The organism is Mycolicibacterium rhodesiae, from assembly GCF_002086695.1.
GTDB lineage: Bacteria > Actinomycetota > Actinomycetes > Mycobacteriales > Mycobacteriaceae > Mycobacterium > Mycobacterium rhodesiae.
Genome location: NZ_MVIH01000015.1, coordinates 33289 through 47216 on the forward strand (window position 1 = coordinate 33289; position 13928 = coordinate 47216).

General features: G+C 64.2%; 12 protein-coding genes. 8 read left to right on the forward strand and 4 right to left on the reverse strand.

Annotation, left to right across the window (positions count from 1 at the left end; translation table 11 throughout):
• Positions 1–5: 5 nt before the first annotated feature.
• From BST42_RS23450 to BST42_RS23460, 3 genes are all read right to left on the reverse strand, one after another.
• On the reverse strand, positions 6–236 hold the full coding sequence (locus BST42_RS23450; RefSeq protein ID WP_083121727.1) for an MbtH family protein: 231 nt from the start codon (positions 234–236) through the stop codon (positions 6–8).
• A gap of 276 nt (positions 237–512) precedes the next feature.
• Positions 513–1781 (reverse strand): glycosyltransferase, encoded by a 1269-nt coding sequence (locus BST42_RS23455; RefSeq protein WP_083121728.1) that lies wholly within the window; start codon positions 1779–1781, stop codon positions 513–515.
• 14 nt (positions 1782–1795) lie between these two features.
• Positions 1796–2521, reverse strand: coding sequence for a class I SAM-dependent methyltransferase (locus tag BST42_RS23460; RefSeq protein WP_083121780.1), 726 nt, complete (start codon positions 2519–2521; stop codon positions 1796–1798).
• Positions 2522–2622: 101 nt separating this feature from the next.
• Between BST42_RS23460 and BST42_RS23465 the strand changes: the two genes are divergently transcribed.
• The 3 genes from BST42_RS23465 (at position 2623) to BST42_RS23475 (ending at position 7548) form a co-directional block, all read left to right on the forward strand.
• The gene (locus BST42_RS23465) at positions 2623–3123 is read left to right on the forward strand and encodes a DUF2505 domain-containing protein (protein ID WP_083121729.1); all 501 of its coding nucleotides are present in this window, start codon (positions 2623–2625) and stop codon (positions 3121–3123) included.
• Between the two features lie 69 nt (positions 3124–3192).
• On the forward strand, positions 3193–5373 hold the full coding sequence (locus BST42_RS23470) for an acyltransferase family protein (RefSeq protein ID WP_083121730.1): 2181 nt from the start codon (positions 3193–3195) through the stop codon (positions 5371–5373).
• Positions 5374–5376: 3 nt separating this feature from the next.
• Positions 5377–7548 carry an acyltransferase family protein gene (locus BST42_RS23475; protein ID WP_435406064.1) on the forward strand — a complete coding sequence of 724 codons (2172 nt, stop codon included), beginning with the start codon at positions 5377–5379 and terminating at the stop codon, positions 7546–7548.
• On the opposite strand, the gene BST42_RS23480 is transcribed toward BST42_RS23475, so the two are convergent.
• Positions 7534–8814: a glycosyltransferase gene (locus BST42_RS23480; RefSeq protein ID WP_083121732.1), complete on the reverse strand. Its 1281-nt coding sequence runs from the start codon at positions 8812–8814 to the stop codon at positions 7534–7536. The genes BST42_RS23475 and BST42_RS23480 overlap by 15 nt on opposite strands.
• Positions 8815–9017: 203 nt before the next feature.
• Here BST42_RS23480 and BST42_RS23485 point away from each other — a divergent pair, with 203 nt between their 5' ends.
• The 5 genes from BST42_RS23485 (at position 9018) to BST42_RS30165 (ending at position 13923) form a co-directional block, all read left to right on the forward strand.
• On the forward strand, positions 9018–10298 hold the full coding sequence (locus tag BST42_RS23485; protein WP_083121733.1) for a glycosyltransferase: 1281 nt from the start codon (positions 9018–9020) through the stop codon (positions 10296–10298).
• Between the two features lie 33 nt (positions 10299–10331).
• Complete coding sequence (locus BST42_RS23490; protein ID WP_083121734.1) at positions 10332–11375, forward strand: NAD-dependent epimerase/dehydratase family protein; 1044 nt, start codon at positions 10332–10334, stop codon at positions 11373–11375.
• 69 nt (positions 11376–11444) lie between these two features.
• Positions 11445–12374, forward strand: coding sequence for an efflux ABC transporter ATPase subunit, DrrA-related (locus BST42_RS23495; protein WP_083121735.1), 930 nt, complete (start codon positions 11445–11447; stop codon positions 12372–12374).
• Complete coding sequence (locus BST42_RS30160) at positions 12371–13126, forward strand: ABC transporter permease (protein WP_237159568.1); 756 nt, start codon at positions 12371–12373, stop codon at positions 13124–13126. Before BST42_RS23495 ends, BST42_RS30160 begins: the two co-directional genes overlap by 4 nt.
• A complete protein-coding gene (locus BST42_RS30165) occupies positions 13123–13923 on the forward strand; it encodes an ABC transporter permease (protein ID WP_083121736.1) in 801 nt (266 codons plus the stop codon). The genes BST42_RS30160 and BST42_RS30165 overlap by 4 nt, the downstream gene beginning before the upstream one ends.
• Positions 13924–13928: the final 5 nt, after the last annotated feature.

The following is a 13928-nucleotide window of genomic DNA, read 5'->3' on the forward strand; positions in this document are numbered from 1 at the left end:
TTGAACTAGTCAGACGCTCGGCTACCTGCCAACCGGTCGCGCAGGCTCTTCGGTCGGATGTCGGGCCAGTTCGCTTCGATGTAGTCCAGGCATGCCGCGCGGTCCGCTTCGCCGAAGACGGTCCGCCAGCCGGCAGGCACGTCGGCGAACGTCGGCCAGAGGCTGTGTTGCTCCTCGTCATTGACCAAGACGACGAAACGGCCCTCGTCGTCATCGAACGGATTGGTGCTGCTCACCGGGTCTCCCGACACTCTCGTCAATTTGGGTAGAACAAGTTCCAAACCATACTTCGTGGTGTGACCCATGTCATGAACTTCGATGTGACTCACATCACCCGACAGCTACCTTTCGTGCAGTCACAGCGTCGAGTGACAGTGGTGGCCACCGGTTTCTCTCAGATGGCACGCTTCGGTTCGCCTTCGAGGCATTTCATCTCTGGGCCGTTGCGGAGCCGATGTGAGGGCAAATTCCGCCTACGGTCGTTAGTGTCGCGTGCCAGCAAGCACCGGACGTCAGCCCTGGCGAGCCCGCCGGGCGAAATCCTCCAACCGATCGGCGGCGTCCGCGGCGCTCTTGGCGGGCTCGGTGATCCGGGTGGCGAGCTCACAGGCCCTGGCGACGTAGTCGGGTGCCAGGATCGCGCGCAGATCGGCGACCAACGTCTGCTCGGTGACCGTGGAAAACCGGCGGGCGGTGCCCACCTTCAGCCGGTTGACCGCGGTCCCGTAGATCGCGTGAACCATGTCCCAAAACAGGATCAGCTGCGGGACGCCGGCGCGCATGGCGATGGGCGTGGTGCTCGAGCCACCGTGGTGGACGACCGCGCGGCAGGCCGGAAAGACGGTCGCGTAATTCATCAGGCCGACCACTTTGACGCGATCGGAATGTGGCGCGCTGCTGAAGTCTGTTCCGGCGGCGCCGACGAGTGCCCGCTCCCCCAGCCGCGCGCACGCCGCGTCGATCATCGCGATCGTGTCGGCGGGCGACTCCACCGGAATGCTGCCGAAGCCGAAGAAGATCGGCGGTGTTCCGGCGGCAATCCACGACATGACCTCGGCATCGTCCGCGGTCGCCAACTCCAGCGTCAGCGTCCCGACAAACGGGCGCTGGCCGTCGAAGGACCTCCACTCGGCCCCGAGGCCCGGGAAACACGCCTCGTCATAGGCCTGGACTTCCAGCGATCCGCGTTCGGTGATCCGTGACGGCGCGGACCGGGTTGCCCTAGGCAGCCCCAGGTCGCGGCGCTGGGCGTCTTCGGACTTCTTCGTGCCACGCCATGACATCCACCAGAACGCGCTGACGACCGAACGGCCCAGCCGCGCCGGCAGAAACGGCAGAACCCGCGCATTGGGTCGCAGCGGGAAGTAGTGCAACGTGGCGAACGGGATGCCGTAAAACTCGGCGACGTTCGACGCGGCGTCTTCGAAATTGATCCCACTGAATATCAAGTCGGCGCCGTCTGCCAACGACATGAGTGTGGCGCTCATGTCCTGCCAGCCCTGGAAAAGCGGCCCGGTTATTTCCGCGCGCGCCTTGCCCATCTTCCGGAATTTCCACGGGGCGCTGAAAAAGCACGTCCAGTAGTCGCGGTGCGCGTCCAGAATCGACCGCGAGTTCGGCCCGAAGCCGACGGTGCCCGGGACCGCCGCCTTGCCGAATTCGACCAAGTCCGGCGGAACCGCCATCGACACGTCGTGCCCGCGGCGCACGAGCTCCCGACCGACAGTCGCAGTGGGTTCGATATCGCCACGGCTACCCCAGGTTGCCAGCACGAACTTCATCGGCGGACGCGTGATTACCGGGCGCCAGTCGTGGCGAGGAACTCGTCGAGGTACCGGGGCGGCTTCAGATTGAGCAGCCGTGTGCGATCAGCCTTGAGGTCGGCGTAAGTGAGCGCCTCGACCTGCTTCGGGGAGTAGGACAGGGTTGACTCCGGCGACCCCTTGCGGACAAATCCGACACCCTGATCGCATTTGAGCACGCCGACCAGCAGGTCGGGGCGGGTGCTGCGGAGTTCGACGATGGCTTTCCATACGTCGCCGTTCCAGATGCCGATCTTCAACGGCCCGGACTGTTGCGCCATGAACTCGTCCCACGACTCGGCGCGGCGGCCGGCCAGCTCGAATGGCGGGTTGCAGTCGTGAAGAAAGATGACGCCGTCATCCTTGAGATAGCGCACGGTGTTCTCGACGTCGCGCACCACCTGCTCATAGGTGTGCAGCCCGTCGATCAACGCGACGTCGACGGGGTTCTGCTCGAGCAGAGCAGCCTCGTTCTCGAAGAAGGCATCGCTGGTGATTTCGAAGTATTCGACGACGCGACCCTTGGCGTTAGCGAGCTCACGGGTGCGATCGGTCAGCCGGAACGCTGGGTCGACGGCAAGCTTCACATCGGCGCTGATCCGCTGGAAAGCCTGTCCGCGGGACACGCCGATCTCCAGATAGACGGGGTTGGACCGCATGGAGAGCGCCTGTTGGACTGCCCTGATCCGGTTCACCCCTGGCATGGCGTCTGCCAGCATGACCAGACCCTGGTTGATATTCACGCGTGGTTCCTACCACAAAGGTGTTGTGCAGCATGAGGGTTTCGACGCACTCGCGGGTGGCGTAAGAATGGTCGGCTATGTCGCGTTCATTCGAGATCGTCAGCGAATCGGCCGCCAGTGTCGACGCCATCCACGCAGCTTTCGGACGTGAGGACTACTGGCTCGACCGGCTGGCCGGCGATGCCGCTTCCACTCTCGATTCGTTTACCGTAGATGCCGCCGGAGTGATTGAAGTGCACATCACCCAACACCTCGGCCGGCAGGTCCTGCCGTCACTTGTGGCCAACTTCGTCCCTCGCGACCTCAAGCTGCTGTACCGAGAGACATGGCGACTGGCCGGCGACGGCCGGGTGCGCGGCGAGAGTAACGTGACGGCTTCCGGCGGTCTTGGAGCAAGCCGCGCCGACAACACACTGAGCCCGTCGGGCACCGCTTCGCAGCTGCGTGCGACCGGAAACGTAGTCGTCAAAATCCCTTTGGTGGGCGGGAAACTCGAGAAGTCGATCGGGGAGAGTCTGGCCAAGAGCATCCCCGCGACGTTGCGCTACACAACCACCTGGATCGCCGAACACTCCTAAAGCGCCTCTTATTGACGCGCGCGAATGCGAGAATGCCTCGACCACAAGACGCGTCCGCTCATTAAGTAGGTGATCTTGCGCCAGGCTGACAGCGTTAGCCCTACCGAGAAGCAGCAGCCTCAGCGCTCCGAACAGAAGACATTCCGCGCGGATATCGAAGGCTTGCGCGCCGTCGCCGTGCTGGCCGTCGTTCTGTTCCACGCCGCCGTTCCCGGAATCGGCGGCGGATTCGTGGGCGTCGACGTGTTCTTCGTCATCTCCGGGTTCCTAATCACCGGTCTGCTCTGGCGAGAGGTCAGCAGCACCGGCACCGTACGGCTGCGCAGCTTCTACGGCGCCCGCGCCCGTCGGCTGCTGCCGGCCTCGGCCTTCGTCGGCGTTGTCACAATGGCCGCCACAGGGCTACTGCTACCGCCGCTGCAGGCCGAGCCGGGCATCATCGATGGCATCGCCAGCGCGCTCTACGTCAGCAACTTTCTGTTCGCGCTACGGGGCGTCGACTATTTCGCCGGCCATATGGCGGCGTCACCGTTCCTGCACTACTGGTCGCTGGGCGTTGAGGAACAGTTCTACCTGGTCTGGGCGCCGCTGCTGCTGAGCACGGCTTGGTTGGTACGCCGGGCACGCCGACGCTCAGTCACTACCCCGTTCATCGTGGTGCTGACGCTGGTCGCCGTGGTGTCGTTCGCACTGTCGTTCCTGGCGACCTACATCGCGCCCACGATGGCGTTCTACTCGCTGCCGACCCGGGCGTGGCAGCTGGCCACCGGTGGGCTGGTTGCGCTGACCGCGCACCGTTGGCAACGCCTCGCACCGCGCATCGCCGCGATCACCGGATGGGCCGGCCTCGCCCTGATCGTGCTGGCCTGTATCTGGTTGAGTCCGGCCACGCTGTACCCGGGTACCGCAGCGCTGTTACCCACGCTGGGCGCAGCATTGGTGATCGGCGCAGGCTGCGCAACACCTGCGCAGGGCTGCGGGCGCCTTCTCGGCCAGCCACCCTTGCGGGCCATCGGCCGTGTCTCCTATTCGTGGTACCTGTGGCATTGGCCGGTGCTGATCCTCGCGCCGTTCCTGCTCGGACACCCGCTCGGACTGCCCGCGCGGATCATCGCCGCGCTGCTGTCCGCCGGGCTGGCTTGGCTGACCATGCGTTATCTGGAGAATCCACTGCGCTTTGCGCCGAAGATCCGGGACTCCTCATGGCGCAGCCTCACGCTGGGCGCCGTCTCCACCGTCATCGCCGTCTGCGTCGGCATGGCCCTGCTCAAGGTAATGCCAGTCCCGGTCGGGCACGGCGCTCCCGCGAAACCAGTGAACTTCACCGCAGTGCCCGTCCCTGCCGGCGCCCCGATCGGCGCCTACGACGCCGCCGTACGCCAGACCTTCACCCAAGTGCACGCGGCCGTCACGGCATCCGCCGACCTCACGGCCGTCCCCGCCAATATTTCCCCCCCGATCGGCCTGGTAAATCAGGAGTTGGAAGGCATGTCGTTCGGCGGTTGCCTGCGTGAACCCTATGAAAGCGGGCAGCCCGAATGCGCGATGGGCGACACCTCGTCCCCGACGACGATCGCCCTGGTCGGTGACTCGCACGCCGCGATGTGGACCCCGGCATTCCGGCAGGCCGCCGAACAGCGGCACTGGCGCCTCGAGATGCTGGCCAAAGGCGCCTGTCCCCTGCTCGACCTGCCGGTGACCAACCCCTTGAGACGGATGTCCGATTATTTTCAACGCTGCCCGGAATGGCGCTCGCAGATCATTAGCCGGCTGGAATCCGAGCGCCCGCAGCTCATCGTGCTGGGTTTGTGGCGAGGCTACGGCACCGAGGAGTCGCTCTCGGGGTATCAGGCCTTTAACGCGGCATGGATCGACGGTGTCACCCGCCTGGTACAACGACTGCGCGACACCGGTGCACGCGTACTGGTACTCGGTCCGACGCCGGATCCGCGCTTCCATGTACCAGCTTGCCTGTCCGGATTCCTCGATAACGTTCAAGCCTGCACACTTACCCGATCGAGCGCGGTCAACGAGTCGGGCATCGCCGCTGAGGCCACCGCCACCGTGGCCGCAGGCGGGCAATACATCGATGTCACCGACTTGTTCTGTACCACCAGCGTATGCCCGGTCATAGTCGGCAACACCCTGGTCTACCTCGACAAGGACCACATGACCCCGCAGTACTCGGCAGTCCTGGCGCCGGTCGCCGAGGCACTTACCGACCGGGCACTCGCCACAGCGAACAGGTAGGTGATTTTGGCCCACTCAACGAGCCTCAGCGGTGCAATAGTCCAGCCGCGGCTGGACTATTTCCGTCCGGACATCGAAGGTCTGCGCGCGATCGCCGTGGTCGCGGTAGTGCTGTTCCACGCCGAGGTGCCCGGTATACGCGGCGGTTACGTGGGGGTCGACGTGTTTTTCGTCATCTCCGGGTTCCTGATCACTGGGATGCTGTGGCGTGAAGCCGGCGCAAGCGGCAGCGTAAGACTGCGCAGCTTCTACGGCGCCCGGGCCCGGCGGTTACTCCCGGCCTCGGCGCTGGTCGGTGTTGTCACGATGGTGGTGTCGATACTCGTCCTGCCCCCACTGCGGGTGCCGACAGTTCTGTTCGACGGTATCTACAGCGCACTCTACGTAGGCAATTACTGGTTTGTCCTCGACCACATCAACTACTTCAACACCCTGCTGGTGCCATCTCCGTTCCTGCACTACTGGTCACTGGGCGTCGAGGAGCAGTTTTATCTGGTCTGGGCACCGCTGGTCCTCGGCACCACCTGGATCATCCGGAGGTTCCGACGAGACAGGAGCCGGGCGGTCGACGCCTCGCCCCGCCCCTACCTGGTGGCTCTCGGACTGGTGGCCACCGTCTCGTTCGCCCTGTCGCTGGTGATCACCTATGCCGTGCCTTCGCTGGCGTTCTTTTCACTGCCCACCCGCGCCTGGCAACTCGCCGCCGGCGGCCTCGTGGCGCTGACCGCTGCACACTGGCGGCGCCTCACCCCAGGATCAGCTGCTGTCTCCGGTTGGGCGGGGATCTGCATGATCGTGTTCGGCTGCTTCTGGTTCACTTCGGCCACCCCTTTTCCAGGCACTGCCGCACTGCTGCCCACCCTCGGGGCGGTGCTGGTGATCGGTTCCGGGTGCGCCATTCCGTCCCGAGGCGCGGGGCGGTTTCTCGGCACGGCACGGATGCGCGCGATCGGCCGCATCTCCTATTCCTGGTATCTGTGGCACTGGCCAGTGCTGGTACTGCTACCGGCCGCCCTGGATCGCCCGCTAGGACTAGCCGAACGGATCATCGCCGTACTGCTGGCCGCCGGACTGGCCTGGCTGACCCTGCGCTATGTGGAGAACCCGTTGCGCTTCGCACCGGCGATCCGTGATTATCCCTGGCGCAGCCTCGGTCTCGGCATGGTGGCCACCGTTATCGCCGTCGCCACCGGTTTCGGGCTGCTCAGGGTGGTGCCCATCCCGGTCGGTCGCGGCGCAGCAGTCCCGCCTGTGGCCTTCACCACCCCGCCGGCTGGTACCGGTATCGACGCCGCCGTTTCGCAGAGTCTCGCCGAAGTGCACGCCGCACTCGCCACTTCCCTCGGTTCCCGGCCCGTGCCGTCGAACCTGACCCCGTCTCTTAGCGAAGTCGCCGTTCAGCAAGGCAATTTCAAATATAACGGCTGCCTGCGCACACCCTACGAAAGTGGGCAGCCAGAATGCGCGATGGGGGACACGTCTTCACCGACCACGGTGGCGCTGATCGGCGACTCCCACGCCGCCATGTGGACACCGGCCTTCCAGGAGATCGCCCTGCAACGGCACTGGCGGCTGGAACTGCTGGCCAAGGAGGCCTGTGCCATCACCCAAACGCGGGCCGGCGGTACGCTGGGCCGCCTGATTGAGGACATGCAGCACTGCCAGCAGTGGCGGGATCAGATCGTCGCGCGGCTCACTGCTGAGCGTCCCCGACTGGTCATCATCAGTGTGTGGCGCAGCTACGGTGTCGATGAAATAGCCTCGGGTTTCAACAGCTACGACCAGGCCTGGTTCGACGGCATGACTCACCTGGTGCGGCAATTACACGACGCGGGCTCGCAAGTCCTGGTGCTGGGCCCTATTCCGGCTCCGCATCAGGCTGTGACGATCTGCCTATCCGGTCACCTCGGCAACGCAGCCGCATGCGATCTGTCCCGATCGGCCGCGGTAAACCAATCCGGCATCGCCATGGAGGCTTCCGCCACCCGAGCCGGTGGCGGCCAGTATGTCGACGTGACCGATCTGTTCTGCACCGCCGACCGCTGTCCGGCGATCGTCGGCAACACCCTGGTGTATCTCGACACGACCCATCTGTCGATCACCTATGCCCAGCAGCTGGCGCCGGCCATCGGGGCGCTGACGGACCGCGCCATGGCGCAATCAGCTCCTCGGTGAACGTGACCGCGGCGTACGAGCGAACTTTTCCATTAGATCGGCGGCACGTACCACGCTCTCCACGGGTTTTGCCATCTTAGTGGAGAATTCACGAGCCGCCTCAGCGCGGTGGGGATCGAGAAGAATGCGCAGGTCGGCAGCCAAGGAAGTTTCCGTGAGCCTCGATAGGCGGCGGGCCAGACCGACCCCGAGCTTCTCGACCTGACGGCCCCACAGTGCTTGATCGGCGTCTGTCGCCAGGATCAGTGTCGGCATCCCCGCCCGCAAGCCAAAGGCAGTCGTCCCGGCACCGCCGTGATGCACAACCGCACGGCAAGCCGGGAAGATCGCGCCGAAATTGACCGTGCCGACCACCTTGGCGTGCTCACACTGTGGGAGGCCGGTGAAATCGCTGAAGCCTGCGCCGATCACCGCTCGTTCACCCAGTTGAGCGCAGACGTCGCTGATCATGGCCACCGTGTCGGACGGTGATGTGACCGGCGTACTGCCGAACCCGAAGAAAATCGGCGGCGGTCCGGCGGCTATCCACGACAGGATTTCGTCGTCGGCCGGTGTCGGTATCTCCATCGCCAGCGCACCCACAATCGGCCGCCGATCACCCCACTTCGCCCATTCAGCGGACAGGCCCGGGAACCACGCCGCGTCGTACGCCTGGATTTCCAGCGCCCGGTATTTGACGATTCGCTGCGGCCACGACCCGGACGCCCTGGGCAGCCCCAAGTCGGCGCGTTGCGCCATTTCGGCGTCCCGCGCATAGCCACCCCTCGATAGCCAGTCGTTGGCGTGCATTATGGCGCGGCAAACCGGCGGCGGGAGGAACGGCATGATCTGGCCGTTGGGGCGCAAGGGATGCCAGTGCAGTGTGGCCAATGGGATGTTGCGGTATTCGGCGACGTTGGCCGCCTGCACGTCGAACCCGGTGTTATTCACGACAATCAGGTCCGCATCCTCGGCCAGCTCGTTGAGCACGGCGCTCATTTGTGCGTAGTTGTGGCGGTACGGCGCCCACACATCGCGCATCAGCCGCGTGAGTTCGCGTACCTTCCACGGCTGGCTGAAAACTCCCGTCCAGAAATCACGGTACGAGTCCATCTGCAGAGTGGGTCCGAAACCTACGGTGTTGGGCACCGCAGATGTACCGAAGCCGACCAAATCGGGGGGCACTGCCAAGGTCACATCATGGCCCCGGCGCACCAACTCACGGCCCACCGCCGCACACGGCTCGACGTCGCCACGGCTGCCCCAGCTCGACAACACAAACTTCAATAGGACTCCGATGCTATGCGTGTGAAAATGCGCCATTATCTCCGGAGCGCAGCTGGCCGGACGCAGCGTAAGCCATACGGCGTAAGCCTGCACACTGCCCCTTGCACCGCGGTGGTTAAATACCTCACAGCCGTGCCACTTCATCAAAGATCACGCCTGTTGTCGGGGGTCGGAGCACGCAGAATTGAGGTTGACACGCTGCGATGAAAATTGCGCTAGCCGTGTATGGAACCCGTGGCGACGTCGAGCCAATGCTGGCGGTCGGGCGTGAACTGGTGCGCCGCGGTCACGAGGTTCGAGCGGCAGTCCCGCCGGATCTGTTCGGGTTGGCCGAATATGCCGGATTTGCAGCAGAACCATACGGTCATGATTCACAAGAGATGCTCGCCAAGGAGGCCGGCGCAAATCTCTTCGGTGAATCCACCTATCGCTTCTGGCAGGTGAGAAAAATTGCCAAAATATACCGCGAGAGCTGGGATGATAGTAGCCGACTTCGGCGAGAACTCAGCACCGCCTTGATACCGCTGGCCCAGGGAACGGACTTACTGTTCCATGGCCAGCTTTTTGAAGATCTCGCCGACAACGTCGCGGAACACCTCGGCATACCCATGGTGGTGCTGCACCATATTCCACTGCGCCCCAACAATGCATTCCTCTGGTTCGTACCTGCACCCGCAGGCCGGGCCGTGATGACCGCATTCTGGTGGGTGACATCGCGCATCGCCGGAAGTGCCGAGAAGCGGGAACGCCGGCAATTAGGGCTGCCCAAGGACTCCCGCGCCGCCACTCACCGGATCACCGAGCGCGGATCGCTGGAAATCCAGGCCTATGACGAAGTGTGCTACCCCGGACTGGCTGCCGAATGGATCGACTACGCACGGCATCGGCCATTCGTCGGGACGCTGACACTCGAACAACCCACCGGACACGACGACGATGTCACCGACTGGATCGCCACGGGTGCACCACCGATCTGTTTCAACTTCGGCAGCATGGCGCTGAAGTCCCCCGCCGACACGATCGCGATGATCGGCCACGTATGCACACAACTCGGTGAGCGGGCTCTGGTATGCGCAGGGTCGAGCGGATTCAGCACCAACTCCCCACGGGCCGAACACGTCAAGGTGGTGGGCAGCATGAACCACTCAGCAATCTTTCCGGCCTGCCGCGCAGTCGTCCACCATGGCGGGGCCGGCACAACGGCCGCCGTCTTGCGCGCCGGCGTCCCACACCTGGTTCTCTGGTCGGCGCCCGACCGGTGGGCACACGGCGCCGTGGTAACCCGGTTGAAAGTCGGTATTTCCCGCCGTTTTTCGGGTGATCTCACCGAGAACGCACTTATCGGAGAACTCCGAGAACTCCTTGCCCCCAGCTATCGTGACCGGGCACGTGAAATCGCCACCCAAATGAAGACTTCCACCGAGGGCGTCCGAGTTGCCGCAGATTCCATAGAGGAATTCGCACGCTCGCGGTCCGTCAGCTGACCGATCAAGAGAGTCGAAACCTTGTCACAGACCGTGCTCATCACCGGCGGTGCCGGATTTATCGGCTCTGCGCTGGCGCGCCGCCTCATCGACGCCGGCTACGACGTCGCAGTGATGGACATCTTGCACCCGCAGGTACACGCACCGAGCACACCGATCACCCTGCCACCGCAGGTTCGGCTGTTTACCGGGGATATCACCCATGCACCAGACTGTGATGCGGTGCTCCGGCTGTGCACACCGGACCAGATTGTGCATCTGGCAGCAGAAACCGGTACGGCACAGTCACTTTCGGAAGCCAGCCGGCACGGCTCGGTCAACGTCGTCGGCACGACACAGCTAATCGACGCATTGAGCCGCTGCGGTCAGGTCCCCCATCAGCTGGTGCTGGCGTCGTCCCGGGCCGTCTACGGGGAGGGCGCCTGGCAATCCGATGATGACGTCTTCTATCCGCGGCCACGCAGCCACGCCCAGCTCGCGGCGGGCATCTGGGATCCCCCGGCCCCTTCCGAGGAGCCCGCAACCCCCCTCGCGAGCAGTGCGGAACGGACTGAACCCCGACCCACGAATATCTATGCCGCAACCAAACTCGCCCAGGAACACATCCTGGCCGCCTGGGCAGCCGCCCGCGACACCAGGCTCAGTGTGCTCCGGCTGCAGAACGTGTACGGACCGGGCCAGTCGCTGACAAATTCTTACACGGGGGTTGTCGCGCTGTTCGCCAGGCTATCCCTGGCAAAGCATGCACTCGAGGTCTACGAAGACGGGCGGATCGTGCGCGATTTCGTCTATATCGACGACGTGGTCTCGGCCCTGTTCGCGGCGATCGAAAACCCGGCCGCGTCATCGCGTTGCGTCGATATCGGGTCGGGTGTGCCGACCACCATCCACGAGCTCGCCCAGCAGCTCGCGACCCTCTGCGACGCCCCCGAGCCGGTGGTCGTCGGGAAATACCGGGACGGTGATGTCCGCGCCGCGCGCTGCGACATCGAGCTGGCGGCCAGTCAACTCGGCTGGCGTCCGGCATGGTCACTGGAGCAGGGCATGCGTGCGCTACTCGACTGGATCAGCAAGTAGCGGGCATGTGTGTTGCCGGGTTGCCGGAAGCGGCTCCGTCTATGCAAACTGACGCTATGGTAAGTCCTCGTGATCGAGGTTGACGGGGTAGCAAAGACGTTCGGCGGTGACGTCCTCGCACTGCAGGACGTGAGTTTTTTCGTCCCCACCGGATCGATCTGCGGTTTGCTCGGACAAAACGGCGCAGGAAAGACCACTACCATCAACATTCTGTCCACGCTGACCCGGCCAACCTATGGCCGGGCGGTCGTCGCGGGGTTCGATGTGGTCGAACAACCCAGCCGTGTACGGGAATCCATCGCGATGACCGGACAGCACGCAGCGCTCGACTGGCATCTGACCGGGCGGGAGAACTTGGTGATGTTCGCCCGGCTGCACGGAATGCGCCGTAAGGATGCCCGTGTACGAGCCGATGAGCTGATTGCGCAATTCGCCCTGGAGTACGCCGCCGATCGTACCGTCGACACGTACTCCGGCGGAATGCGACGGCGCATCGATATCGCCGCCGCTCTGGTGGTTCCGCCCAAGGTGCTGTTCCTCGACGAGCCGACCACCGGGCTGGACCCGCGGAGCCGGCGCACCGTCTGGGATCTGGTGTCGTCATTGGCGGCAGACGGCGTGACCGTCCTGCTGACCACGCAATATCTCGAAGAAGCCGACATGCTGAGCGACTCGATCGTCGTCATCGACCGTGGCAGAGTGATCGCCAGCGGTACCGCAGACGACCTCAAGCGCCGGGTGGGATTCAGCTATTGCACGGTCAGCCCGGTGGACCCCGCCAACCTGCCCAGGATCATGGCTGTCCTTAGCGATCTCGACGACGCCGAGGCCGATGAAGAGTCCAACACCGTCTCGGTACTCGCCTCCAACGGCATGGCGATGATGTCCGAGGTCTTCCGCCGGGTCGATCAGCTCGACGTTGAGCTGGCTGATATCTCCCTACGCAAGCCATCCCTGGACGAGGTTTTCCTCCATCTCACAGGCAGTATTACCGCGTGACGGCGGTAGCGATTCTGACCGGACGCATGGTCCGTTACACGCTGCGCAACGACCTGCCATTCGCGGTGCTGGCGCCCGTCGGCAATTTCGTCGTCTTCGACCTCGCACTACGCAATGTGATCAGCACCGGTACGGTCAGCTACTCCCAATACCTGCTGCCGGTCATCATTGTGCAGGTCACCCTGCTCGGTGCTCTGACTACCGTTGACCGGGCGGCGCGCGACCACGACTCCGAGCTTGGTGTTCGGCTCCGGTCCATGCCCATTTCGACGGTGGCACCGCTGGCCGCACGCATGCTGTACTGCCTCATCCGGGGTGCCATCGCACTGGCCGCCACCATCGGTGTCGGATATGCGTTCGGCTTCCGGCTGTTCAGCGACCCTGTCTATCTGTCGACCTTCATCCTGCTGGTCTTGGCGCTGACACTCGGACTATCGCTGGCGGCGGATGCCGCCGGGGTATGGATGTCCGGGTCGACAATGGCGCGGGAAGGCGGGGCGAGCCAAGTCTTGCTGGTTCCCCAACTGTTGCTGACGATGCTGTCCACCGGAATGGCACCGGTGGAGTCGTTTCCGAGCTGGCTGCACGGGTTCGTGCGGTATCAGCCGGTCTCCCAGGTGACAGAAACGCTGCGGGGGCTGGCCTCCGGCCACGTCGAACTGGGCAACCTGATGACCACCCTGGGATGGTGTGTCGGGTTGCTGGCGGTGTTCGGAGTGACCGCGGTACGGCTGCAGAGGCAGCCGGCATGATCACTGGCACACCTCTGCGGGGCTCCGTGTTCAACGAGAGTCTGGTATTCGCCGGCCAGCTGCTCACCAAGTGGCGCCGTGCCCCGGTGGTGCCGATCCAATCCGTGCTGTTCCCGACGTTCCTGCTGATCACCTATTACCTGTTGGTCGGCAAATCGGTCTTGAACATCACCGGAACCGACAGCCTCTACGGTTTGGTGCCGACGTGCGCCATCGCCGGCGCATTCTCCGGCGCGCTCGCGGCCGGTCTCGCCATGAGCCTGGAACGCGACTCCGGTCTGCTGAGTCAGCTGTGGGCGCTGCCAGTCCACCGCGCCAGCGCCCTGATCGGCAGGATGCTCGCCGAGGCCATCCGGACGCTGGCGAGTACCGCGGTGATCCTCATCGTCGGTATCGGGCTTGGGCTTCGCTTCCACGGCAATGTGGTCTCCCTACTGCTGTTCCTGCTGGTCCCGGTGCTGGTGGTGATCGTTTTTTCGCTGATGGTGATTGCAGTCGCAGTGCGCGCCAAGGACGGAACCGTACTCATCTGGCTCGCGCTGCCCGCTATCACCGCGGTGTTCGCCAGCTCCGGTTCGCCCCCGATCGAGTCATTGCCCTCGTGGATGTGGCCACTGCTCCGATTCCAGCCGATGGAGCCGATCGTCGATTCGATGCGGATACTCTCCCAGGGCGGCTTCCCGGCATCACAGCTGCTCATCGGTCTGGCCTGGACGACGTTGGGAATTGTCGTCATCAGCCCGCTGGCAATCCGCGGTTACCGTGTCGCCGCCGAATCCGGAGGTGTTCAAGGCTGACGGTT

Bases quoted from the DNA above. Each gene is read 5' to 3' on its own strand.
- BST42_RS23455 (WP_083121728.1), bottom strand. From the start codon at position 1,781: ATGAAGTTCGTGCTGGCAACCTGGGGTAGCCGTGGCGATATCGAACCC.
- BST42_RS23460 (WP_083121780.1), bottom strand. From the start codon at position 2,521: ATGCTGGCAGACGCCATGCCAGGGGTGAACCGGATCAGGGCAGTCCAA.
- BST42_RS23465 (WP_083121729.1), top strand. From the start codon at position 2,623: ATGTCGCGTTCATTCGAGATCGTCAGCGAATCGGCCGCCAGTGTCGAC.
- BST42_RS23485 (WP_083121733.1), top strand. From the start codon at position 9,018: ATGAAAATTGCGCTAGCCGTGTATGGAACCCGTGGCGACGTCGAGCCA.
- BST42_RS30165 (WP_083121736.1), top strand. From the start codon at position 13,123: ATGATCACTGGCACACCTCTGCGGGGCTCCGTGTTCAACGAGAGTCTG.